The following is a 25303-nucleotide window of genomic DNA, read 5'->3' as shown; positions in this document are numbered from 1 at the left end:
AGGAAATAATAAGTTGTATGACAGCTGCTTCTTTCTTAGAGAAATTTATCCATGAAATCTTCTCTGTAAGTTCTTCCGATCGGCAATATGCTGCCATTTACCAAGTAAACTTGGTTTCCGCTGATCTTATTGACCCGGTGTATATTGACCAAATAAGATTTGTGAATTCTGTGGAAACTTGCCTCATCCAGAAGCTCTAGCCACTTTTTCATAGGTTCAGACGATAAATACTTTTTGTCTTCCAAAAACACCTCACAATAGTCCCCATCTGCTGCCAAGTAGATTATATTTTCAAAGGCTATCCTTACGTGCTCATACCCAATTTTGATAAAGTGCTCTTTTTTAGATTGAGTTTCCGGTTTGATAGTAGCTTGCGCCTCTCGTTTTACTTTTGCAACGGCTTTTACAAATCGCTCGAATGAAAAAGGTTTCAGTAGATAATCTACCACGTCGAGCTCGTATCCGTCTAGGGCATACTCAGAAAAGGCCGTTGTGAATATGACCTGCGGTTTGTTGGATAGACTTTTTAGAAATGAAATACCGGAAAGTTTGGGTAGGTTAATATCGAGAAACATCAGATCGACAGTTTCCTTTTGAAGAAAGTCTATTGCTTGAATAGCATCTCCAAATGTCCCGACAAGATTAAGAGAGCCAATATCATGAATGTATTTTTTCAGGATTCTCTGTGCCGGTGGCTGATCTTCTATGATGATGCAGTTCATTCCTTATTCAATTGGATTTTTAAGCACACAAAAAACTCTGTATTGGTAGGTTCTATTCTCAATTCGTGGGTATTGGGATAGAGTAGATTGAGTCTTTTCTTGACGTTTTCGAGCCCTATGCCTTTTTCCTTAGTCTGAGTAGCGTATTCAGGAAGGAAATTGTTTTTACAGGTGAAGGTTAACATGCCTTTCCTATCCACAGATACGGAAACTGTTAAGTTGATTTTTTCTGTTTGGCTGGCTTGACTATGCTTAAAGGCATTTTCCACAAATACACTCAGAATCAACGGAGAGATCCGGTAGCTTTCTTCTATGTTATCCGTGTAGAAATCAACCGTTCCCCTTCCCTCGATTTGCAATTCGTAGAGTTGGATGAAATTGAGCAAATGATCGATTTCCTTGGTCAAGGGCACCGTTTCCTCTCGGCATTCGTAGAGCATGTAACGCAAAACACCACTAAGTCCCAGGATGAGTTCAGGTGTTTTCGGGGATTTCTCCACTGCATAGGAGTAGAGATTGTTGAGATTATTGAAGAGAAAGTGAGGATTGATCTGAGAATTTAGAAATGACAATTCACTTTCTTTGGCCATTACCCTTAATTCATCCATTTCCCGCTGCCGATGGATAGCATCCCAGGCGATTTTCATCCCTACCAATGCAACCAAAACGGAGAGAATTTCTCCCATACTCAATAAAATACCACTGAAATCCGCACCTCTTGTAAACGGGAAATAGATTTTTTCCAAAACAAACTCCTCGATCAGAATCACCACTACCACGCAGCTGTAGGTGAGTAGGCCAAATAGGAGGTACTTTTTCCTGTACAAAAATTTTGGTAAGAGTACATAGCTGATCAGAAGATTAGCCCATATATAATTCATGAAAAAAGCCAATTGGTACCAATAGAGTTCGTAGATCAACTGCCCTTGTTTGTGATCCATAATCACAAAATGGAATACCAGTAGATGCAAAATGATCTGAAATATCCATTCTCGTTTGGCAGAGTTCGGTTCAAGTTTGATTGATTTCATCGATGCAATGTAAATCCAGCTAAGTTGAGTAGAATAATTTAGCCGTTGAACGGCAGCTTTTACCTGCCAAACAACCCAAAAGCTCCGGGTATGTTGTTTGGCTGGAAAGTCTGGTCGTTCATCGGATATATTTTTAGGTGCGCTTTTTTACTATCAGTTTTGACTTGAATCTAATCGACTCCGACATGAAAAACATTCTTAGCTGCTTCTTATTTTTTATCCTTGCTATAGCCACAGCTTTTGCACAAGGTATAGAAATATCAGGAAAAGTGGTGGATGCTAAAAGTCAGAAAGCGATTGAATTTGCAACGATCAAGATCCTTGCTAAGGATTCAGATCGCATGCTGGCAGGTACGACTACACAGTCCAATGGTACTCTTTTACTCGCTACAGAGAGCAAGGACTTCACCGTGGAAGTGAGTTTTATCGGGTTTGTTACAAAGCAACTTACTGATTTTGAAGTAGTCAACAATCGAGTGGATCTGGGTACTATCTCACTGGAGGAGGATGTGCAGCAAATGAACGAGGTAATAGTTCAAGGACAGCGATCTACGACGGAGTTTCAGCTGGATAAGCGGGTGTTTAACGTGGGTCAGGATCTGAGCAGCACCGGAGCCAGTGTTTTGGATGTGTTGAATAATGTGCCTTCGGTGACTGTAAATATTGAAGGTCAAATTCTATTGAGAGGTACGGGTGGTGTTCAAGTGCTGATCAACGGCAAGCCTTCAGTGCTCACCGGAGATGGAGGGAATGCCTTAGGAACGTTGACAGCTGATATGATAGAAAAGGTGGAGGTGATCACCAATCCTTCGGCCAAGTATAATGCGGAGGGGACTTCGGGCATTATCAATATTGTGCTGAAAAAGGAGGAGAAAAAAGGCGTAAATGGCTCCATGAGTCTAAATACAGGTGTTCCCAATAACCATAGTTTGGGTTTTAGTATTAATAAGCGTACGGAGAAATTCAATCTTTTCAGCCAAATCGGAATAGGCAAGCGTACTATGCCAGAAGACTTTGAAACAATCAATCGAAATTCCAGCACATTGAATGAGGTGCAAAGTGTCGGAGATGTAGAGAAGAATGAAAATTTTGTCAATCTGATACTGGGGACAGATTACTATTTCAATGATAGAAATGTCATCACCGTTTCCGGTAATTATGCATTTGAAGCAGAAGCAGAATACTCCAGAGGGGAATTCAGCACCTTTGATGGGAACATGGCTCCCATGTCTGGATGGCTACGTGAAGAAACTACTGAGGCAACCAATCCCAAATGGCAATATGAGATGCAATACAAAAGTGATTTCTCAGATGAAGAAGAACACTTTCTCCTGCTTTCTGCGATAGGAAGTTCGTTTTCGAAGGACCAGTCATCCGATTTCACCAACAGCCCAACCTTTGGTGAAGGCGCAAGGTCAGATGCTCAATTGAGTGACAATGACTTCTCTCAGGCAGAATATACATTTCAAGCAGATTATACTCGTCCATTTGGGGAGAAGTTCACCTTGGAGACGGGTGGTCAGTATTTCATTACAGAAGTCAAAAATGATTATGCTATTTCTGAGTCAAATGATGGTGTATGGGTAGTCATTCCTGAACTTTCCAATAACTTCTTTTACAAGCAAAAAGTACTTGGACTCTACGGAACTGGAGCTTATGAGAATGATAAGTTTGGGTTGAAGCTAGGACTGAGAATGGAAAATACAAGTATTGAAACGCTCCTCGAAGAAACCAACGAAGAGAATAATCAGAACTTCGCCAATTTGTTCCCTACGCTTCATGCCTCCTACAAAGTGGCTAAAAATTTTTCTGTCCAAGGTGGTTATTCCAGACGGATCTCCAGACCTAGATTCTTTGACCTGAATCCCTTTGTGAATATCCGAAATACCTTCAGTGTGTCTACCGGGAATCCAAATCTGTTGCCGGAATACACCGATAGCTATGAGGTCACAGGTATCTTTGATCATCCGCTTTTCTCGCTTAGTTCATCGATTTACCATCGCTACATCACCCAGACTATAGAGGATGTAACCACTTTTGAGAACAATATCAATATTACCAAGCCTATGAATATTGGTACCAATAACGTGACTGGTTTGGAAGTGAACGGCAAAATGACTCCATCAAACTGGTGGTCAATGAGTGCTGATTTTAATTATAATTATTTCGATAGATCAGGGACCTATGAGGCTGTGCCTTTTGGCTTCAAGTCAAATCAGTGGACTGCCAGGCTGACCAACAAGTTTGAGTTGCCAGCTGATTTTTCCTTGGAAATAGTTGGAGACTATCGTTCTTCTTACCAGACTTTTCAGCGGGATATTTCAGGGTTTGCTACAGCAGATATAGGAATTCGAAAGAAAATTGTGAAAGGCAAGGTGATCGTCAATCTAAGTGTTAGAGATGTATTTGCTTCGAGAATCTCGGAGAGCGAAACACTGAATCCTGACTTCTACCAATATAATTATAGAAGGAGAGGACGCTTCGTGACCTTAGGGGTGAGCTACGGCTTCGGCAAAGGTGAAGCCATGGAATATAGTGGCGGAAGAAGAAGGTTTTAAAAGAAAAAATTTAATACAGCATAGGGTTTTATAATTAGAAATTCCAAGCTCATTTGAGCTTGGATTTTTCTTTGAAACGTGAGTTAGCTCGGTAAAACAACTACTCAATCTTCATAAACTCCTTAAAGTATTTCACTAATTCTTTGTATTCCTCTGAGTCAATTTTGCCTTTTGAGATTGCAGTGGCCACTACTTCGTAGATTTCATTAAATGGATAGGTTTCGCTCAATTGATTATTTTCATCCATCCATTTTTTGAGCATTTCTATCTCATACTTATTGATGTCTCCATCCGCCATGATACCATAACAGACGCCTTGGAGAAAGTGAAGATCAGCTTTTGTTTTATCCTTTTCTTCGAAGTTCAACGCATGTTTTTTCAGAATTTCTTTGAGTTCATATATCTCCTCTGAGCCTACATTCCCAGTTTTTACTTTGGTAGATATTTCCTCAAAAAAAGAGTTGAAAGGTTCCTGAGAGCAAAGTCCCTCATGCGTGTGGCACCAAGCTTTGAGTGCCTCATATTCGTTTCTGGTGATTCGGCCATCGATGGCAATACCATTTACTAAGCCATTTAAATTGTGAAAAGCTACTTGGGTTTGTGTTAAAAAGTTTGTTTCCATAGTGTTTACAGTTTCGTATAAGATACAAAGTCTTGATAAACAATGAAATGAAGTTGGCGTGGTATTTTTCGAAGGTGATGAAAAGTTTAACCACATAGTCACCTAGAAAAACAAAGCAAAGCGATCCACCATTGATTGTAATTAAATATAAAAAAGTAGTCAGTTTGAAAATGAGAGCACAATTAGTCTAAGCTAGCCTAGTGTCGGACAGGTTAGAAGAACTGAAACAGCTCGATCTGCTACTTCAATTCTATGGACGCTATGATTCTATGTGGTGAAAAAGGAATAAACCACATAGTCACATAGAAAAACCTAGCAAAGCGATCATTCTATAGGTTGTTATTAATTTTAAAAAGTTATCAATCTGAAGAATGGGATATGTTAGACCTAAGCCCGCCGCATTTTGTACAGGTCTTAGACTCCTTAAGAGTAATTCCAAATTGTGGCCTCTGTGTTTCCCTCCGTGGGCTCTGTGGTTAAAAACTATTTTCTACAAAAATCAAAAACCATCGAGGTTTTGAAAACCTCAATGATTACCTGAAATTCATCGTAAATACAGTCCGCTCATTCGGAATAGAAGTCACTTCCAAACTTCCTTTGTGCAAGTTCATGATCTGTCGGGAAATCGCTAATCCAATGCCGCTACCAGTCTTTTTGGTAGAGTAAAAAGGCACAAAAATCCGCTCCAGAGCTTCAGGAATAATACCAGGTCCTGAGTCTTCTACCTGTATCATCAAGCCTAAGTCTCCCTGTCCAATAGAGGAAAGCCAAATCATACGATCAGCTTGATTTTGTAGGGATTCAGAGGCATTTTTCACCAGATTGATCAAGATCATAGTGATCTGATCCGGATCGCAATGGATCGTCAAATCACTTGGATGAATCTTTGTTTCTATTTTCACTTCAGCCGATTTTAGGTCCTCTTTCATCAGATTGAGTACATTTTCGAAAAGCTGACAGACAGGCATGGTTACCTTTTTCGGAGCTGGAATATTCGTGTAATCTCGGTAGGCATTTACAAAATTCACCAGACCCCGACTACGATTTGCAATCGTGTCTAAGCCTTCCTGCATGTCCATAAACCCATCTCTTTTGATCAAAAATCCTTCCTGCTGCACATAACTATCCTCATCCAAAATTGTACGAAGTGACTCCACCAAACTGGAAATCGGCGTAATGGAGTTCATGATTTCGTGGCGTAGCACCTTGGTCAGGTTTTGCCAAGCTTCGAGTTCGTTGGATTGAAGTTCTGCATTGATGTTTTGCAAGGAAAGCAAGGTCCAACTTTGCCCACCCATCTTCAGAGAAGTGGACTGAATGATCAGGTGAAGAGAAGGATTGACTTTTTTGGAAAGCCGCTGTCCCGGCTTCATCTCCATCACATCTTCGAGAAGTTTTGGAGATAATTTTCCCAAGTCCGTGATATCTCGGAATTGTGGAATCTGAAGCAAATGCTTCGCAGCATTGTTGATAACGCCGATTTTTCCTGCAGAATTGAAGGAAATAATCCCGGTATTGATGTGCTGAATGATGACCTGCAGGAAGAGCATCTGTTCTTCCTTTTCGGCACGGGTTTGCTTGAAAACCTCCATCACCTCATTGAAAGAGGTATTTACCTCCCTGAAGGAGTTGCCCATTTTACTGTCTGATGTAAAGGAACTTGAGAAATCAGCATATCGGATGGAATCGAGAAATCTCGCCAATTTATGATTGATCGCGTTGACATAATAAATCATTTCCCCAATCTGAATCACTGCAATCAGGCCTAAAATAGCCGGAGCCAACCAGAGCTCTTGACTGTAATATAGCCAAAGAGCAAGGTAGATATTCAGGATGATTCCGATTATCCGAAGTCCAACGCCGAAGGAAAACCGCTTATAAACCATACTTCTCCAGTCTGCGATAAAGTGAGGAGCGAGTTAATCCAAGTTCTTCCGCTGCTCTGGTGATATGCCCATTGTGCTTTTGTAACGCCTTGCGAATCAAGATTCGCTCCACATCTTCGATGTTCAAATGCTCTAAACTTACCGATTCATCCTGACGCTCCGGTTGAGCCATCTTCTGCAAAAACAGATCTTCAGGTTGAAGCACATGGTGATTTGACATAATCACGGCGCGCTCGATGCTGTGCTGTAGCTCACGGATATTGCCAGGCCAGTGGTACTTGGTCATGCGCTTCACCAGCGGTTCCGAAGCTTTTCGGATGTCTTTGTTGTATTTTTTGGAGTAAAAAGCAATGAAGTGATCGGCCAAAAGTGAGATGTCCTCAACTCTTTCCCGAAGTGGTGGAAGCTGAATTTCTATGGTGTTGATACGGTAAAGCAAATCCTGACGAAAGCCATTTTCATAAACCATGTTATGGATGGGCATATTCGTAGCGGAGATCAGACGGATATTTACGTCCACGGGACGGTTAGCGCCCACGCGTGTCACTTGACGGTTTTGAAGTGCTGCCAAAAGTTTTGACTGAAGCGCTAGAGGCAGGTTTCCTATTTCATCTAGGAAAAGCGTCCCTTTGTGTGCCTGCTCAAATCTACCAGCTCGGTCTTCCTTTGCATCGGTGAAAGAGCCTTTTTTGTGTCCAAATAGCTCCGATTCGAAAAGCGTTTGCGTAATGGAACCTAAATCCACACCTACGAAAGCCTCGCGATTTCTACGGGAATGCCTATGAATTGCACGTGCAATCAATTCCTTACCCGTACCATTTTCGCCCAAAATTAAGACGTTTGCATCGGTCACAGCCACACGCTCAATCGTCTCAAAAACTTTCTGCATGGCAGGACTTTGACCAATGATATCCTTGAACTTATTATCCATGTCTTTCTCCATGGTCTGCTTCTGATCTCTCAGCAGATCTACTTCCATCTTCTTTTTGCGAAGCTGCAAAGCAGAATTCAATGTGGCCAACAAGCGCTCGTTTTCCCATGGTTTCAGTACAAAATCAGTTGCACCTTCTTTGATTGCCTTCACCGCAAGATTTACATCGCCATAAGCCGTAATCAAAACTACCACCGCAGAAGGATCAAGCTCAAGAATTCTATCCAGCCAATAAAACCCTTCCTGGCCCGAGCTCACATCTTTGGTGAAGTTCATGTCCAGCAAAATCACGTCGTAAGATTCATTATGCGTGAGGATGGGAAGTAGGTCTGGATTGGTCTCCGTATCAACCTGAGAAAAGTGCCGCTTTAAAAAAATCTTCGCTGCTTTTAAAAGGTCTTCGTTGTCGTCTACTATAAGGATCTTACCTGTACGTTGCTCGCTCATGATTAAAAGAATTTGGTCAAGGCCGGAAAAATATCCGTCGTGTTGTGGGCAGTTGTTCCAAAAGTATACCGAAAAAATAGATGATCTAAATTTGCTTCGAAACGTTTGATTTCGGACAATTTGAGCCTGTTTTTGGTAAACTGGGAAGGATTATAAATTAGGAATAAATTATTCGACTTTGAAATGTTTTGTTCGCTTGCGGACGAAAATGTTCGCGAGTCAGGCTGTCTTTTTTTGAGAAATCAACGAAACTGGCTCTTAGAAGGTATTTTTTGCATGGCATACCATTTGGCATAATGGGGGTAGCCCGAAAATGGCATTTACACACAATGGATAGAAAATTAGCTAAGAAAACCTGGACCCCTAGAAGAATCGCCTGGATAGTAGGTGGAGTAGTTTTAGTTGCAGGAATTATTTATCAAATCGGATTTGCAGATCATCGCTCTACTATGAATGTGGAGAAGGATCGATTGAGCATTGCGACTGTTTCGAAAGGGGAGTTTACCGATTATATATTAGTATCAGGACAGATAGAACCAGCACAGACTTTTTTCCTCGACGCAGTCGAAGGAGGTATGGTAGCAGAGATTGTACGTGAGTCAGGTGCCGTGGTGGAAGTGGGGGATACGATTTTGATTATGGCCAATTCTAATTTGCAGTTGGACGTCATGCAGCGCGAGACGATGCTTTATGAGCAGATCAACAATTTGCGTCAGACACGGCTTTTCCTGGATCAAAATGACTTGAGTCAGCAAGGACAATTAGCAGAGATCGATTACCAGATCAGCTTGCTGGAGCCGCAGTACAAAAGATTCAAGGAACTTCATGAGAAAAAACTGGTCTCTGATCGTGAATTTGAGGAAGTCGCTGAGCAATACCAGTACAACCTGAAACGAAAGGAATTAACCTATAAATCCTACAAGAGTGATTCTATTGCAAGAGCGTATCAATTGGCACAACTTCGTCAATCGGAGAACAGAATGAATGCCTCGCTGAATGGAGTAGGGCAGATCCTGAATAACCTAGTGATCAAAGCACCAATCGCAGGTCAACTAGCCATGGAGCAAATCGAGGTAGGTCAGGCCATCAACTCCGGTGAGCGATATGGACAGATCGATGTGCAGGACGAATTTAAAGTGCGCGTGCCAATCGATGAGTTGTATTTGCCGAGAATCGGTCGTGGGCTGAGAGGTAAATTTACTTTAAGCGGAGTAGACCATGAGTTGGAGATTATGAAGATCTATCCTACGATTACCAATGGACGATTTGAAGTGGATATGAAGTTTACCGGAGAAAGTCCACAAGGAATCCGACGAGGGCAGAGTGTAAGGATTCGTTTGCAGCTCAGCGATAGCGAGCAGAGTTTGTTATTACCAACTGGAGGATTTTTCAAGGATACGGGAGGAAACTGGGTATTTGTGATCAATTCAGATGGAAATGCAGAGAAGAGAAGTATCAGACTTGGCAATAAAAACCCAGAATATTACGAAGTGCTGGAAGGATTGGTAGAGGGTGAAAAAGTCATTATTTCTGGGTATGAGAACTTCGGGAAGAATGAGATTTTGGATTTGAAGTGAGAAAAAGACCGAAGACGGGAGACGGGAGACCGATGTCGGATGTCGGATGACCGATGTTTGATGCCGGGTGTCGGGTGACCGATGTTGTGAGTAGTAGATTGATGATTTCTAGACTTAAAATGAATAGTTATGGAAGAGTATGTGCCTCATTTCAAATTCGAAAAGCTTCAGATTTGGCAAAAATCTATGGACTTTGGAGAGGATATATTTAGCGTTTCTAAAGCTTTCCCAAAGGATGAATTATTCAATCTCATTTCGCAGGCTAGACGTGCAGCAGATTCCATTGCGCTAAATATCGCTGAATGATCTATCTCCCAAAGTAACCCTGAATACAAGAAATTCTTGGGTTATGCTATTCGATCCCTAGCTGAAGTAGTCACTTGCTTACATAAAGCAGAAAGAAGGAAATATATTGATAAAGAGCAGTTTAATGAATTATATGCAGAGGCTTTTCATCTAATGAACATGATGCAAGCCTTCAAATCAAAAATAAATTAAGGATCGAGGTTCCCAAAACATCGGGCATCCGACATCGGACATCAAACATATTTAGTAACCAACGATAGAGGTTCCCAATACATCGGTCACCCGACATCCGACATCCAACAATAAAAAACATGAACGTAATCAAAACAGTAAATCTCCGCAAAATGTACGCTACCGAAGAGGTAGAAACAACCGCTTTGGATAGCATCCAGATCGAAATCAAAAAAGGCGAATTCGTGGCCATCATGGGTCCTTCAGGTTGTGGTAAATCCACCCTTCTGAATATCATCGGACTTCTGGATAATCCGGATGATGGAGAGTATTACTTTCTGGACAATGAGGTAGCTAAGTTCTCCGAGAGACAGCGTTCCTCGCTTAGAAAAGGAAACATTGGCTTTGTTTTCCAGAGCTTTAATCTGATCGACGAACTGACTGTATTTGAAAATGTGGAGCTGCCGCTTCTTTACCTAAAAGTTCCTGCAGACGAGCGAAAGAAAAAAGTGGAAGAAGTGCTTACACGCATGAATATCATGCATAGAAGAAACCACTTTCCTCAGCAGCTTTCCGGTGGTCAGCAGCAGCGTGTGGCGATTGCCAGAGCGATTGTCGCCAAGCCATCTGTGATCCTTGCCGATGAACCTACAGGTAACTTGGATTCCACCAATGGCGAAGAAGTAATGCGTCTTTTGGAAGAACTCAATAACGAAGGAACCACCATCGTAATGGTAACTCACTCCCCTCATGATGCGAACTATGCCCACCGGATTATCAATCTATTCGATGGTAAAGTGGTGACTGAGAATATTAGAGAGCAGTTTCACGTTTGATTTTGCCCGATGTTAGGTGAGGGAGGTCGGGTGTTTGCACCGGTCATCAGACATCAAACATCGGTCAGCTTATACTTCACACATCATTAATAAACTAAGCCACTCCCCATGCTCCGCCACCAACTTACCCTTGCCTTCCGCAGTTTCATGAAGTTCAAAAAGTTCTTTGCGATCAACCTGTTTGGGTTGGCGATTGGTCTGACGACAGTGGTGTTGATCATGCTGTGGGTGAAAGATGAACTGAGCATCAATCGCTATCATGAAAAAATAGATCGTATCTACGCGGTGATGACCAATCACGATAATAGCGGTGGAATAGTCACCATAGGGGTCACCCCTGGTGATATGGCAGAAGCCATGAAAGCTGAACTTTCTCAGGTGGAATCGGCTGCTGGGACCTCCCCGTTTATTGATGGGGTTGCTTTTGAAAATGGAACCACCAAGATGACAGGAGCGGGGCTTTTTGTAGATCAGGACTACTTCGATATTTTCGACGTAGATTTTTTAGAAGGAAATCCAAGCCAGATGATGACAGGCATCAACAGCTTGGCGATATCAGAGACCATGGCCACCAAACTTTTTGGTTCACCAAAGGAGGCATTAGGGAAATCTGTAAAATGGCAAGTTTTTGATTTTCACAATGAGGTGGAAGTGACCGGCGTCTATCAGGATTTCGGTTCTATGGATGTAGATAAACCTGACTATTTCCTTTCATTTTCCTATTTCAAGCAAATGCTTGGAGACGCGCTTCATTGGGACAACTACAATGCCTCTACTTATGTATTGCTTAGTCCAAACACTGATGTAGCTGCTTTCAATGACCAAATAGCAGGTTTTATCAAAGCTAAGGCTGAAGGAAGTAATGTCTCGGCATTTGTTCAGCCCTATGGAGATACTTACCTGTATGGCACGTATGAAGACGGAAAAGTAGCGGGAGGAAGGATCAGTTATGTGAAGCTTTTTTCCGCTATCGCAATCTTCATATTGATCATCGCTTGCATCAATTTCATGAACTTAACCACGGCTAGATCAATGAGTCGATTGAAGGAAATAGGAGTCAAAAAGTCTATGGGAGCGAGTAGAGGAGGACTATTTGGACAGTTTATGGTGGAGTCGTTTCTGTTGACATTCTTTGCTTTGGTGCTTGCAGTTGTAGCCACATACCTCCTACAGCCATTTTTCAATCAGGTGACTTCCAAGACACTAAGCATGTCATTTCAGCCAGAACTGATCCTTATTTTACTGGGAATCTGGATTCTTACCAGCTTTTTGGCAGGGATTTATCCGTCCATTTATCTCTCCAAGTTTAAGCCTGTGGAGGTGATGAAATCTAATATCAAGGGAAGTTTTGGAGAATTGCTGGCGAGAAAAGGGCTGGTGGTATTTCAGTTTGCGATCTCTCTTTTGCTGATCATAGGCATCTCTGTGATAGGCAAGCAAATGTCCTTTATCCAAAATCAGAACTTAGGCTATAATCAGAGTCAACTCCTACAAATCAATTCTTCTGGAATCAATCCAAATCAGTTGGATTCCTTCCTGGCAGAACTTAAGAAATCTCCCGGAGTGGAAAATGCCTCCAGTTTGAGTCATCCTTTGGTGGGGTTAAACAGCTCGACGATTGGGCTTACCTGGGAAGGGAAAAACCCGGATGAGCAGGTGAAGTTCGAAAATGTATCGGTAAATATGGGATTGATCGAAACCATGGGTTTTGAACTGGTGGGAGGAAGATCGTTTTCACCGGAATTTGGAGAAGAAGGTTCTAAGATAATTTTGAATGAAGCCGCTGTCCGCACGATTGGTTTTGAGGATCCTGTGGGTCAACTTGTGAATCTTTGGGGAGAGGACAAAGAGGTGATAGGGGTAGTGAAGGATTTTAATTTTGAGTCCTTGAGAGAAACCGTCAAACCTGCTTTTTTAAAATATGATCCGGGTTTTGCGCAGCGAATCATGGTGAGAATCAGGCCTCAAAATCAGCAGGAAATCATCGCTGGCGTTAACGCTCTTTTTGTAAAGCAAACAGCCCAGCCAATGGATTATACCTTTATGGATGCTGATTACCAATCGCTTTATGCCTCTGAGCAGCGAGTTTCCAAGCTGGCAAAATACTTCGGTGTGATGGCGATTTTCTTGAGTTGCCTAGGTTTGTTTGGTTTGGCTGCCTTCACCGCGGAAAAGCGCAAAAAGGAAATTGGCGTTCGCAAGGTAATGGGTGCATCTACTGTTAGTATTCTGACTTTGGTATCGAAAGACTTCGTGCAGCTCATCTTGCTTGCCATACTTGTCGCTGTTCCTCTGGCTTGGTATTTCGCTAATAACTGGCTTCAAAGCTATGCATATCAGACGAATCTGAGTTGGTGGATCTTTGCTGGATCGGGCATTCTGCTGGTATTTATTGCTGTAATTACAGTAGGAGTACAGGCTTATAAAGCCGCTTCTGAAAATCCGGTGAATTCGCTCAAGAGTGAATAGGAAGTAGAAAGTATCAAGACCTAAGTAGCAGGTAGGAAAGCCAAAATTAAAGTCTGGAGGCTAAAATCTAAAGTCTGAAAAATCGCTTGGTTTAACCTTTGAGGTTTTCAAAACCTCGAAAGTTTTTGTGTTTTTGACTTCCTCTTTATTGTGTTTTTAATGGACTGGTGGGGAAAAGGTTTAGGGGAATAAGGTGAGGATTTTTAGCTCATTGCAAATGAATAGCGATATCAGGATGGAACTACAAATTCCACCCAGTCTAAAAGACGATCTGACTTAACTTAGGTGGGCTTAAAAATTAAGCTTGAACTAATTAATTTGCTCCTATCAGTTTAATAGTTTCTATTTTAGTACCCCATTCTATTTTTAGAATAGATAGTCCTTTTGGGATTGATCCGAACACAGCGTTTAAGTCAATGACACCCGAATCATCCAGAATTAGATCTTTTGCTTGTAAGAGTTGGTATGAATTTAACAATTCAAGACGAACATTGCTTGGATTTTCGTTTTCAATAGTTGTTAAGATTATTTTGCATTCTGAGCAGGGGTTTGGATATACCTGCCATGAGTTTTTGCTTTCTAAAAAATCTTGTTTTTCAACCATTTTTACTGGGCTGTAACTGACTTCTAAAGATGATGTTTTGGCGATTCTATAGTAAAACCTATTCTCATAGAAAGGGTAAGATTGATCGATAAATGAATAGTTAGTGAGAGTTGATTTTGCCCCATCACCACTTACGGTACCTATTGTGGAAAATGCCTTTGCATTGCCATTACTTCGTTCAATTTCATAGACAGAATTCTCTGTTTCACTTGTTACTTCCCAATTAATCAGGATTTTTGATTTTTCTGCAAGAACTTGAAATTTTGCCAGATTAAAACCGAGGATGCTCGCTATATCAAGTGTGTATTCTTCTGTTTGTTGACAGCCATTTGAATCTGTAACAAGTAGATTATAAGTCCCATCACTCAAGTTAAATATGTCTTTTGAAGTGCTAGTGTATCCATCGGGCCCTGTCCATGAATAAGTATACGGTTCTGTGCCTCCGCCTACGGTGGTGTAAATCATCCCAGATGATTCATCTTTTTTGGTAGGGAAAATATCCACCGTTATTCCAAAATTGGGGTCTATGTAGATGTCCTTTTGTATGGTAGTTGTAGTAACTCCATCATTGGCAGTCATGCCAATGGTGTAAGTCCCAGTACCAGGAAAGTTAAAAACTGGATTTGCTCCAGTTGCTGTGCCTAAGCCACCAAAATCCCATTGATAGGTATAATTATAAGGTGGCGATCCGCCTATGGTCTCACTTGTAAATTGAATAGTAGTGTTACAAATTCCATTATCAGCAAAATCAAACTTAGGGAACAAAGGAACTGCAGCAGTGAATCCAGTTGGACTGGAGTAGCACTGTGAGGTTTTCTTTACTGCGCCAAAGTCACAGGTAGTTCCTGATTTTACAGTACCCGTAGTCCAGTCTATGAAAATATTTTTGACCTCGATGACGTCCCCCCAATTCCAGCTAATAGGTCTAACTCTGACCCAGGTGTTTGCTAATATTTCGGTTGCTATAAAGAGGCAATCTTGTTGATCCGTTGCTGAGATATTGTTATTGCGGTAGAGGTCATAAAACATTCGCATATTATACCCTCCTCCAGTATTGTTTGTCAACGTCACCCACAATTCTCCTGTAACTGGGTCACCCAACTCATAATCATCGGTTACACTAAACGGTTGGCCTGAAGAGTTTCGTAGTTGATAGTTGGTTGCAACTATGTTGTTTTGGGTACATGAATTTTGAGCATAAAGCATATAAGAATTTGTAATTGCTATTGTAATAAATGCAATTACTATTATTATTTTATGCTTTAATGTTGTTTTCATTTATTTTGAAATCCATTAAATGAATATTGAAAAACAATATTATATACTCGTAAATATTTTTATATTAAGATTACCTTTTAAATACAACAGGCTACTTCTAAATCTGATGAATTTATATTTTTAATTAAATCAAATGTACTATTTGATTATACAATATGTAAGGTGCAAGTAAGTAATATTTTTCAAAATATCTTATAGGACTAAATATTTTTTATTTTAAAAAAAAATCAGCTAGGTGTATGTTCAGACAATAGACCTATTTAATTACCATCCTATTCATAAAAAATAAACGTAATTGAAGTTTAAGTAAAATTGAGGTTTAATGATTTTTATCTGTTTATAGAACAAAAACTGAAACCTGGAAAATTATGAATAGCAAAAGATGGAAATTGAGCATTTGATTGACTTTGAACAACTTCTATGATGGTTTTGTCTTGACGTGCAGAAAGCCAACTTACAGAATGAGCTGAAAACTGCTATAATAAAGTAGGCTGATTATATATAGTGCTTAGGCTGATTTCCAGATAGATCTTTGACAAGTGCTGTTGCAATCTTAGTTAGAAGTTTTTTGAAATAAGCAAAATGGCCTTCTTATTCTTAGAGCTCAAATCAAGCGATTTGAATAAGTTCTATTTTGCCTGTGTCAGCTTTTTTTACACTTAGACTCCCAGCATGTCTCACAGACCACGATAATAGCCTATATTCACGCAAACCCCTGCAACTTTGCATCCTGTAGTTCTGTTTACCTAACATGCATACGCTTGAGCCATATTTTAATTGGAGAAATCTATACACCGCTGCGGAGGATCCACGTTCGCCTTTCTATGAATACGAGAACAGCGAGGTTTATTTCACGGATACCATCTACAATTTCCTAATTCACCCACAGTGGGATAGCATGGAATCTGAGACGCTGTTTCTGAAAGTAATCTATGCAGATTATAACCTAGGTTTTGCAGTGATCGAATTGATGGGAGAGTGGAATGACCTGTTGAACAATGATATTATGACTTTGAAGCGAAATATCATAGAATTGATGACCGGAGAGGGGATCAATAAATACATTCTGATCTGCGAGAATGTGCTCAACTTCCACGGCGATCTGGAGGCTGATGATTACTACGAGGAATGGCAGGATGAATTGGAAGAGGGCTGGATAGTCACGCTAAACTTGCGCGATCATGTCTTGTCTGAAATGAGCAAATTCGGGATCGACCGATACTTGGTGATGGGAGGAAGGTTGGATGATGTAATTTGGCGGACTCGTCACCCCAAGCAGCTTTTTGAAATAATTGATGCGGTGGTGGCAAGGAGGTTGGGATTGTAGTGCGATCACGATTCGTGTTGGGGCGAAAGATTTTTCGCCCGTACTCAGGTTGTGCATTCCTCAGACCATATATCATTTACAGGGATTGGAGAAAAACTTATTTAATTCTGGACATTCCATATGAGCTCTAAAAAACAATTATAAACAAATGAAAAATACTGGAATCAACTCAAGTACACTATCTGAAATAACCTCTGTTTTTTCCAGCTTCCCTGAAGTAGAAAAGGCAGTTCTTTTTGGCTCTAGGGCAAAAGGTAACTTTTACGAAGGTTCTGATATAGATATTGCTGTTTTTGGAGATAAGTTGGATTTTGAGCAACTACTGAATATTTCAATCGCAATGGATGATATTGAGTTGCTTCAGGCTGTTGATCTGGTTCATTTTGAAAAAATAAAGGAGCCAGAGTTAATAAAGCATATAGAACGAGTTGGGATCAAGATCTATGATTTGGAACTAGCCTCTAAAAGTTAGAAATTTTTCTTGGTGGTGGGTGGCTTAGGGATCTCGGCGAGATTTGGGTAAGGGCGAAAGATTTTTCGTCCTAACTAGTTGGGCATATACCTCGATCACATTTCTTAGCATCGATTCTATCAATATCTTTGAAGAATTAGAAAATCACATTCCCCAAAATATATGAAATCGAGCTTGTCGAACGCGATACACACTGGGATGATTATCCGCCTTGCGAGATTCCATATGGCCTCTAAAAGACAAATTATAAACATATGAAATCCATTTCACTTTTTGCGCTCAGCATACTCCTTTGCTTTTGTACCACCAAACTTCCGGCGGAGCAACCCGAGAAAGCTCGTGAAGAAATCAAAACCGGAGCCGATCAAACCGAGCTTTACCTTCCTCTTTTGAAAGGTAAGCGTGTTGCAGTCCTTGCCAATCAGACCTCCATTATTGGCAAAACTCATCTAGTGGACAGCTTACAGACTTTGGGGATCAACATCGTGAAAGTCTTTGGGCCAGAGCATGGGTTCAGAGGAAATGCCAGCGCTGGCGCAAAGGTGAGTGATGAGAAAGACGAGCGTACCGGGATTCCGATCATTTCCCTGTATGGCCGAAAGAGCAAGCCTAGTAAAGAAGATTTAGCAGATGTGGATATTTTGATCTATGACTTGCAGGATGTTGGCGTACGGTTTTATACCAATATCAATGCCTTGGCGCGGCTGATGGAAGCCTGCGAGGAGAATGGCAAACGCCTGATAATATTAGACAGGCCAAATCCCAATGGTTACCTGATCGATGGTCCGGTGCTGGATATGAATTACAAATCTGGGATTGGTATGTTTCCGCTACCGATGGCTCATGGATTGACCGTGGGAGAATTTGCGATGATGGCAAATGGGGAAGGTTGGCTTGCCAATCAAGTGAAAGCTGATATCCAAGTGATCCCGGTGGCGAATTATACCCATGACATGCGGTATGAATTGCCGGTTAGTCCTTCGCCAAACTTGAATACTCCGCAGTCCGTGTTGCTTTACCCAAGTCTTTGCATGTTTGAGGGTACCTATATCAATTTGGGTCGAGGTACATATTTTCCTTTTACCGTATTGGGAAGCCCTGCTTACAAGGGAATTTATGAGTTCAGTTTTACACCAACAGGCATCAAAGGAATGGCAGAAACTCCACTTTTTATGGATCAGGTTTGCTATGGAATTGACCTACGTGAGTATGATACTGAGAAATTAAGAGCTTCTGGGCAAATCAATTTTGATTGGATCACAGAACTTTACAATGCCAGTCCTGAAAAGGAAAAATTCTTTGATTCTAAGCTCAGCAACCAGATGAATACCATAGAAATGCAGATCGGTCGAGGCGATTTCCGGAAGCAGATTATCGACGGAGTTCCTATGGAGACGATCAGAGCAGGTTGGGAGCCTGGGCTAAAGGATTACAAGGAAATGAGGTTGAAGTATTTGTTGTATAAATAAAAGAATGACTCTAAAAAGGTACAGAAGTAACTTCTGAGGGCAAACAGTTCACAAAAAAAGGTACAGAACTACCTTCTGAGGCTATCCAGTTCACAAAAAAAGGTACAGGTGTACCTTCCGAGGCTATCCATTTCACAAAAAAAGCTACATGACTACCTTCCGAGGGTACCTAGGTCACTAAAAAAGGCACATGACTACCTTCTGAGGCTACACAATTCACCAAAAAGGGTACAGGACTACCTTCCGAGAATACCCAGTTCACCAAAAAGACTAACTGACTAGCCTCTGAGGCTACTTACACCCACCCTATGAAATTCACTTTATCTGCACTACTCTTTTTGTTGTCTTGCGCCCAGCTTTTTGGCCAAGAAAACGCCTGCTATGAAAATGCCTCAGGTTCCTACTGGCCGGTCAAAGCGGGTTTGAAGAAAACGCTCACTTACGGCAACAATTCTTACCTAGCTAGCTTTAAAGGCGATAGTGTGGAGTTCGATGGAAACTATTACCTGGAAGAAACGCAGACATTTTCAAATGGAGATGTCAAAGCCCGGTACTGGCGTGAGGAGAATGGCGCGGTTTATAGCTGGAGTCAGGAGAAGAAAATAGAGTCTTTGGAGCTGCCGGAGACACATGAAGTGGGGACAAAGTGGTCAAGTAAAGATCAAGAATGGACATATGAAATCCTGAGTTTGACTAGCACGTATTCCACTCCATTTTGTGAATTTGTTGATCTTTTGGAGGTGAAAACTGAAAGTTCGCTGCGGAAGGGGACTGTTTACAATTTGTTCTATAAACAAGGTGTTGGAATGGTAGGATTGAATGTGAATGGACAGCCTTTCTCCTATATCAAACCCGATCGAAAGGTGAACGAAAAGAGTTTTATCGCCTACGGCTGCGAGGATGCTGGCACTTCACAGGAGATTGATAAATGTACCAACGCCAAAATATCCCAGCATATCAGAGAAAATCTCAAGGCTCCCCAATCTTCAGTTAAGGGGAGAATTCTCCTGAACGTGCGCATTGATGAACTTGGTGAGGTGAGTGAGGTGACGGTTTTGGAGACTGTTCCAGGCGGAGAAGCACTGGAGGCAGAAGCCATTAGAGTGATGAGTTCCTTGCCTAAGTTTATTCCTGCCCAAGTTGACGATAACCAGCCGATTGCGACGAATCTAAAGGTACCTTTTAGGTTCTAATGGTGAGTAAATAGTGATTTTAACTCACTAGAAGCTAGAGTTTAACGTGTGAATGAGTGCGATTTCGGATGTTTGATTTCGGATTTAATTCTCCCAACCCGGAATGAAAGCGTTATACTCCCACAAACCTTTTTTCTTAATTAAAACTGCTCCATTGCCATACCCAACGCTTCCCATACCGTTGGTATAGAAATCATATTCCATATAAACTGCCGAGGAGTCTGAATTAAAAATTGGAGGGTAAAAGGAATACCATGAATTTGGAATTTTATTGTTTATTTCTGATTTGACTAAATCAAGTCTGTGTAATTTATAGTTTTTAGCAATTTCTCTAGAATTTAATAGTTGATCCTTTACATGGGCCATAGAAGCGGAGTCATTAAAAAATTGTGTCAACTCAAATAAATTAGCAATGTCGAATTCATTTTTCGAGGCATTTGGATTTATTGTAGCTGGAGGTGGCGCTAGGTACCCATCTTCTGTAAATTCCTGGTCATAATATTCGTAGGGCAATAAATATTCATTAATTGTTCTGGCATTATAGAGTGAATCATGCGCAATAAATTTCTCTATTAGCTCTATAATCAATTTTGAATCTTCATTTTCTGAAATCTGCTTGCTTGTACTACATGAAAGAATAAAGAAAGTAAGGACGAATAAAAGTTTGTACATTGCTCCGGAAATTAGTTAACCCTCTCCAAAACAAGCAACCGAACCTCTATAAATTCAGAACCTTTAATTTCACCAGCCTTCATGATAATTGGATGATGTCCTTTGTCTAGTTGTATAATTCCGATTTCCAAAGGCATGTAATCTTTTTCGTATGATTCATCTCGAGGAGAGCGATCATAATCCACGTTTAGAAAATCTGAATCATGAGATACTTTGATGGAGGTACTGACTTCATTATCACCCTGCCTCAGTTGTAGGATGGAGCCAACAGCGGAGTCTTTGCAGGTGTAATAGACCGTGGCTTTATATTTACCGGAAGTTAGAATGTCTGTATCCCAAGTCAGGCTGTCGGTTGTGGAAGTCCAATTGGTGAAAAAGGATGAGTTGGGATGAATACTGGATCGCTCAATACCACCATGCGGAATACCATCTCTAGCAGGCAAGAGCGTAAATTTGCTGTCTTTATATCCCACTGGGAATATTTCCTGTCTGTTCCGGTCAAGTTCTGATAATACTGAATTGATCCAATCTTCTTTGGCTCTAGCTATAGGCGCTAAAATGGCCTCAGAAGGCTGCTCGATCGGATGAAACTGTCCGGGATCGGCACTTAAATCAAAGAGCTGATTGTCCTTATCCAGCATGTATTGCTGATTTCGGATGCTGACATTGCCACTCCAATGACTATAGACGTATCGATCTTTCCATTCTTCAGGTGCTCCGGTAAGCAGTGGTTTTAAGCTCATTCCGTCTAGAGAGTTGTCAAATGGATTTATGATTCCGGCTAAATCCATCAGCGAGGGCAAAATATCGATCGTGCTGGCAATCTGGGAAATGATTTTCGGTTTCAGTTGCTCCTTCCAATACACTATAAAAGGAGAACGAACCCCACCTTCATCTGTGCTTCCTTTGATGCCTTTCAGTCCATCATTCCATCTCCAACCGTTTGGCCCATTGTCAGATAGGTAGATGACGATCGTGTTTTCCAGAAGCTTTAGGCTATCCAGTTTGTCTACGACTCTGCCAACATTCCAATCTAGATTTTCGCATAAAGCATAGGCTGCCCGAGTTTTGTCTATCTTTTCTTTGTCAGCATAGCGATGCGTTGAATCGATGGGAGCGTCTTTGTATTTGTCCCACCAGACATCAGGAACCTGCATGGGACTGTGCGGAGTATTGTAAGCCAGGTAAACAAGGAATGGATCATTTGAATTTTCTACTATGAAGTCCATCGCATGATCTGTGAGGTCGTCAATGATGAAGCCTTTTCCTTGAGTCACTTCTCCATTATGCTCAAGCATGGGGCTGAAGTAATTGCCCCAATGTCCAGAAGCAAAACCATAATACTCTTCAAATCCTCTGTTATTGGGATGATAGGGTGGTTGGGAACCGTTATGCCACTTCCCAAAAGCTGCAGTTTTATATCCACCTGCCTGAAAGATCTCGGCAATTGTTTTTTCGTCCAAATCCAATCGCTCGCCACCTCGCGAAGTAGAATAAACTCCGCCACGTGGATGATATCTTCCAGTGAGAATTTCTGCTCGGGTAGGAGAGCAAACTGAGTTTACATAAAACCTGCTGAATTGAACACCATTGAGAGCGAGTTTATCAATGTTTGGGGTTTGCACTTGCGGATTCCCATTTATACCTAAATCGCCCCATCCTTGATCGTCAGAAACGATGAGGACAATATTGGGTTTGCGTATTTCTTTCGTATCAGTTTTGCAGGATTGGAAGAGCAGAAGTCCAGCAATTAGATAGAAAATGCAAGTTGAACTTTTAGTCATGGTGGGATAAAGTTAAATGTGCTGAGTCCATATAATTTAAGGAAATACTCATGACAACTTAGGTAGAATTGTCTTAATCAAAAAAAGCCCGAATCAAATTCGGGCTTGAGTACTTTGAACCAGGGATTTTGACTTAGAACACTCCCTTGAATTGCTCCATTTTTTGAGCCACTTGGGTATCTACCTCAAACCAAAGCATCATATCTGCCCACATGAAGGTAACCGTAGCTACTTTGTTGTCTTCTGCTGAGATGAAGTAAGCCAGTCTTTCGAAAGTTTCAGGAGCAGGAACGGGAGTTACTTTGATCGCTACCGCATCGTCTTTTGCTACTGCCGCTTCATCGATTTTACCATCCTTGGTGTAAGCATAGACTGCATTTCCTTTGCTGTTCAAGTGAACAGTCCATTCGCCTGATTCCTGCGGCGTGATGAAAATGGAATATTTGCCCGGTCCGATATTTTTGCCTCCTATACTCACTCCAGTACTGAATTCGATGATGGTAGGGTTGTTTGCGCCAGCTCTCCAAGTCGAGCCGAATGGCACTAATTCTCCGAATACTTTTCTGCCTTTGACAGCTGGAGCAGAGTAGTCTATGCTGATTTTGGTGAAGCCTACATTCTGAGACACATAAGCTGCAGGGCTAGGAGCAGGAGCTTGTAGCTGCGCAAAAGAAGTCGTGGAAACTGAGAAGAAGAGAATTAGCGCAAATGCCGATAAAAAGAGTTTATTGATTTTCATGAGTAAGTGAAATGTTATTGGATTTATAATTGTGGAAAGCTAAATCAAATTTGGCTAATATTATGAAAAGAGTTTATAAACTGATCACATGAAGGACCTTTTGGATTCGCTGATTTTGTTTTTAATGGTTTTCATCAAGTCCTTTGGGTAACCTCTACGACCGATATAAATATCTGTCATGAAGTTGATGGCATAGTCCCCATATTTTCTTAAGAGCATGTTCCGGATGATTCTATAGCTATAGAACCATTTGGCTGCTGTCTGAGAGGTACTGATTTCTGGAAGAAGATCCTTTTCCAGCTTTTGATGATATAATGCTCCTGTTTTTTCTGGGTTCAGCTTAGACTCTATAATCGCTTCAGCGGCTAGTTCCCCACTCCAAAGTGCATTGGAAATTCCCTCTGCTGTCACTGGATCTGCAAAACCTGCGGCATCTCCAATCAGTAATACATTTTTCCTGTAAAAACCATCGGTACGTGGTGTAATAGGGATCTGAAAACCATGGGCTTTTTCGCTCAGTACTTCCTTGATCTCCAGCTTTTCAAGGTATTTTTTGTAGTAAGCTTTTAGGTCAATTCTCTTTCTGCGCGTAGAAGCGATACCCAGTGATAGGTGATTTTCCTTTGGAAAGCTCCATGCGTATCCATGGGGAACGCTATCCATATCAAAGCGCACTTCTTTGGAAAGCCGCTCAAAATCTGCAGGATTTACTTCGACTTCATATTCTAGCGCAGGAATGAGTTTGCGGGTTTCTTCCCAGCCTGCAAGTTTGGCTGTAGGGCTGAGGGCCCCGTCTGCTGCTATGATTAGCCTTACTTGAATGTCACCTTGGCTTGTGTGAAGGATGGGTTTTTCACCAAAAGTGATGGAAGTTAGCTTATGTTCTTGCTTGAGAATTGCTCCTGCTTCTCTGGCTTTTTCGATCAGAAAATTATCAAACTTATCGCGCATGACCATGCTGATGACTGGAACGTCTCGAACTGTAGAGAGAACTTTTTCCTCACCTTCCATATAGACCTTCATCCGGTCAAACTCACGCTCCACAACTGATGAAATATCAAAGGGTAATTTGCGTCTTCCTCTGAAGACCAATCCGCCACCACAGGTCTTATACCTTGGTAAGGTTTCTTTTTCAATGATAACTGTAGAAATCTCTTTTTTAGCTAAATAATAGGCTGCCATAGCTCCCGAGGGCCCACTGCCTATGACCGCAACATCATAATAATTCATGCGTGCATTTGAAATCAATGTAAATATTCAGCGTAAAGAAAATGCAAAATTGAAACATTGCTCCAAGTTTGAAGAAAATATCTCAAATAGACTTGCACTTGAGGAGATGAGAGTGAATTCGATTTCCTTAGTTTTTTTCCAGTTCTCGCTTGATGAATGCTACACTGATTGGGATTTGGGTAACTGATCTGGAGCTTTCATCTTCTATGGTCAAGTATTCTGTTCCTTGCTTTTTGGCTTCCTTGATGATTCCGGCAATGTCTATATCACCAGTTCCTAGAATTACATTTGATTCTACATCACCTTGCCCATTTTTGGAGCCTGGAGTTCCTTTTCTACGATCTTTAAGATGGAGGATAGGGAATTTTCCTGGGTATTTTTTCATAATCTTCAAAGGGTCACCTCCTCCCATTTTCACCCAAAAGACATCCATGTTGAAGCCGAAGTTTTTAGCATTTTCGAGCATGTAATTGAATCTCACTTTGTTTCTATCCTTAGCAAACTCGTACCCATGTGGGTGATACAAAAAAGTAATTCCTTCTTTTTTCAAATCTGCTCCTACAGCATTGAAAAGTGCGGTAGCTATTTTAAGTTCTTCCATAGATATAGGTCCTTCCGCATGCGGAATCCAGTAGCAGATCGCATATTTAGCGCCATATTTTTTTGCTTGATCTATGATGGGCTGTATGTCCTTGGTGAGTTGAAGGTATTCTGCACCTACGCCAATGATCCTGAGATCATTATCGGCCAGTAGTTTTGAATATTCAGCATCAGTCATTCCATAAGTGCTGCCACCTTCGAGCGCAGAGATGCCCCATTCAGATATAAGCTCATGGTATTTCACCGGGTCTATTTTCATTTCATTCCGCAGGGAATAGAGCTGCAGGGCAATTTCCTGTGCTTGAATTTGTACTAGTGGGAATAATGCAATTAGAAAGAGAATTAGCTGCTTGTAATATATTTTCATCTTCTTTTTAGT

General features: G+C 41.3%; 19 protein-coding genes and 1 pseudogene. 9 read left to right on the top strand and 11 right to left on the bottom strand.

Annotated features, from left to right (window positions below; translation table 11 throughout):
- Nucleotides 1–35: 35 nt before the first annotated feature.
- Both LV83_RS13585 and LV83_RS13580 read right to left on the bottom strand, forming a co-directional pair.
- The gene (locus LV83_RS13585; protein WP_111612087.1) at nucleotides 36–722 is read right to left on the bottom strand and encodes a LytR/AlgR family response regulator transcription factor; all 687 of its coding nucleotides are present in this window, start codon (nucleotides 720–722) and stop codon (nucleotides 36–38) included.
- Nucleotides 719–1753 (bottom strand): sensor histidine kinase, encoded by a 1035-nt coding sequence (locus tag LV83_RS13580; protein ID WP_111612086.1) that lies wholly within the window; start codon nucleotides 1751–1753, stop codon nucleotides 719–721. Before LV83_RS13580 ends, LV83_RS13585 begins: the two co-directional genes overlap by 4 nt.
- Before the next feature lie 185 nt (nucleotides 1754–1938).
- Here LV83_RS13580 and LV83_RS13575 point away from each other — a divergent pair, with 185 nt between their 5' ends.
- Entirely contained in the window at nucleotides 1939–4311 is a 2373-nt protein-coding gene (locus tag LV83_RS13575; protein ID WP_111612085.1) for an outer membrane beta-barrel family protein, read from the top strand.
- Nucleotides 4312–4411: 100 nt separating this feature from the next.
- Here the strand turns inward: LV83_RS13575 and LV83_RS13570 are convergent, their stop codons facing one another.
- The 3 genes from LV83_RS13570 to LV83_RS13560 form a co-directional block, all read right to left on the bottom strand.
- Nucleotides 4412–4933, bottom strand: coding sequence for a TerB family tellurite resistance protein (locus tag LV83_RS13570; protein ID WP_111612084.1), 522 nt, complete (start codon nucleotides 4931–4933; stop codon nucleotides 4412–4414).
- 533 nt (nucleotides 4934–5466) lie between these two features.
- Complete coding sequence (locus tag LV83_RS13565; RefSeq protein WP_111612083.1) at nucleotides 5467–6819, bottom strand: sensor histidine kinase; 1353 nt, start codon at nucleotides 6817–6819, stop codon at nucleotides 5467–5469.
- Nucleotides 6809–8197, bottom strand: a complete 1389-nt coding sequence (locus LV83_RS13560; RefSeq protein WP_111612082.1) for a sigma-54-dependent transcriptional regulator — start codon at nucleotides 8195–8197, stop codon at nucleotides 6809–6811. The genes LV83_RS13565 and LV83_RS13560 overlap by 11 nt, the downstream gene beginning before the upstream one ends.
- 329 nt (nucleotides 8198–8526) lie before the next feature.
- On the opposite strand from LV83_RS13560, the gene LV83_RS13555 reads away from it, so the two are divergent.
- The 4 genes and pseudogenes from LV83_RS13555 to LV83_RS13540 all read left to right on the top strand — a co-directional run bounded on the left by LV83_RS13555 (nucleotide 8527) and on the right by LV83_RS13540 (nucleotide 13556).
- On the top strand, nucleotides 8527–9774 hold the full coding sequence (locus LV83_RS13555; protein ID WP_111612157.1) for an efflux RND transporter periplasmic adaptor subunit: 1248 nt from the start codon (nucleotides 8527–8529) through the stop codon (nucleotides 9772–9774).
- 129 nt (nucleotides 9775–9903) lie between these two features.
- A pseudogene (locus tag LV83_RS13550) lies at nucleotides 9904–10272 on the top strand (four helix bundle protein).
- A gap of 119 nt (nucleotides 10273–10391) precedes the next feature.
- The gene (locus LV83_RS13545; RefSeq protein WP_111612081.1) at nucleotides 10392–11087 is read left to right on the top strand and encodes an ABC transporter ATP-binding protein; all 696 of its coding nucleotides are present in this window, start codon (nucleotides 10392–10394) and stop codon (nucleotides 11085–11087) included.
- A gap of 108 nt (nucleotides 11088–11195) precedes the next feature.
- Nucleotides 11196–13556, top strand: coding sequence for an ABC transporter permease (locus LV83_RS13540; RefSeq protein ID WP_111612080.1), 2361 nt, complete (start codon nucleotides 11196–11198; stop codon nucleotides 13554–13556).
- A gap of 313 nt (nucleotides 13557–13869) precedes the next feature.
- On the opposite strand, the gene LV83_RS13535 is transcribed toward LV83_RS13540, so the two are convergent.
- Nucleotides 13870–15438, bottom strand: coding sequence for a PKD domain-containing protein (locus LV83_RS13535; protein WP_111612079.1), 1569 nt, complete (start codon nucleotides 15436–15438; stop codon nucleotides 13870–13872).
- A 751-nt stretch (nucleotides 15439–16189) separates the two neighbouring features.
- Here LV83_RS13535 and LV83_RS13530 point away from each other — a divergent pair.
- The 4 genes from LV83_RS13530 to LV83_RS13515 all read left to right on the top strand — a co-directional run bounded on the left by LV83_RS13530 (nucleotide 16190) and on the right by LV83_RS13515 (nucleotide 19899).
- Nucleotides 16190–16765 carry a hypothetical protein gene (locus LV83_RS13530; RefSeq protein WP_111612078.1) on the top strand — a complete coding sequence of 192 codons (576 nt, stop codon included), beginning with the start codon at nucleotides 16190–16192 and terminating at the stop codon, nucleotides 16763–16765.
- 148 nt (nucleotides 16766–16913) lie between these two features.
- Nucleotides 16914–17237 (top strand): nucleotidyltransferase domain-containing protein, encoded by a 324-nt coding sequence (locus LV83_RS13525; protein ID WP_111612077.1) that lies wholly within the window; start codon nucleotides 16914–16916, stop codon nucleotides 17235–17237.
- A gap of 254 nt (nucleotides 17238–17491) precedes the next feature.
- Complete coding sequence (locus LV83_RS13520; protein ID WP_111612076.1) at nucleotides 17492–18706, top strand: exo-beta-N-acetylmuramidase NamZ family protein; 1215 nt, start codon at nucleotides 17492–17494, stop codon at nucleotides 18704–18706.
- Between the two features lie 308 nt (nucleotides 18707–19014).
- Nucleotides 19015–19899, top strand: a complete 885-nt coding sequence (locus LV83_RS13515; RefSeq protein ID WP_111612075.1) for an energy transducer TonB — start codon at nucleotides 19015–19017, stop codon at nucleotides 19897–19899.
- Between the two features lie 84 nt (nucleotides 19900–19983).
- On the opposite strand, the gene LV83_RS13510 is transcribed toward LV83_RS13515, so the two are convergent.
- The 5 genes from LV83_RS13510 to LV83_RS13490 all read right to left on the bottom strand — a co-directional run bounded on the left by LV83_RS13510 (nucleotide 19984) and on the right by LV83_RS13490 (nucleotide 25291).
- On the bottom strand, nucleotides 19984–20571 hold the full coding sequence (locus LV83_RS13510) for a hypothetical protein (RefSeq protein ID WP_111612074.1): 588 nt from the start codon (nucleotides 20569–20571) through the stop codon (nucleotides 19984–19986).
- A gap of 11 nt (nucleotides 20572–20582) precedes the next feature.
- Nucleotides 20583–22355 (bottom strand): arylsulfatase, encoded by a 1773-nt coding sequence (locus LV83_RS13505; protein ID WP_111612073.1) that lies wholly within the window; start codon nucleotides 22353–22355, stop codon nucleotides 20583–20585.
- 133 nt (nucleotides 22356–22488) lie between these two features.
- Nucleotides 22489–23094 (bottom strand): DUF2911 domain-containing protein, encoded by a 606-nt coding sequence (locus LV83_RS13500; RefSeq protein WP_111612072.1) that lies wholly within the window; start codon nucleotides 23092–23094, stop codon nucleotides 22489–22491.
- An 84-nt stretch (nucleotides 23095–23178) separates the two neighbouring features.
- On the bottom strand, nucleotides 23179–24324 hold the full coding sequence (locus LV83_RS13495; RefSeq protein WP_111612071.1) for a geranylgeranyl reductase family protein: 1146 nt from the start codon (nucleotides 24322–24324) through the stop codon (nucleotides 23179–23181).
- A 127-nt stretch (nucleotides 24325–24451) separates the two neighbouring features.
- Nucleotides 24452–25291, bottom strand: coding sequence for a sugar phosphate isomerase/epimerase family protein (locus LV83_RS13490; RefSeq protein ID WP_111612070.1), 840 nt, complete (start codon nucleotides 25289–25291; stop codon nucleotides 24452–24454).
- Nucleotides 25292–25303 lie beyond the last annotated feature (12 nt).

The sequence above is a fragment of the Algoriphagus yeomjeoni genome (assembly GCF_003259505.1).
GTDB classification, from domain to species: Bacteria; Bacteroidota; Bacteroidia; order Cytophagales; family Cyclobacteriaceae; genus Algoriphagus; species Algoriphagus yeomjeoni.
Note: the sequence above shows the minus strand (reverse complement) of the source record. Positions and strands in the feature narration are given on the sequence as shown.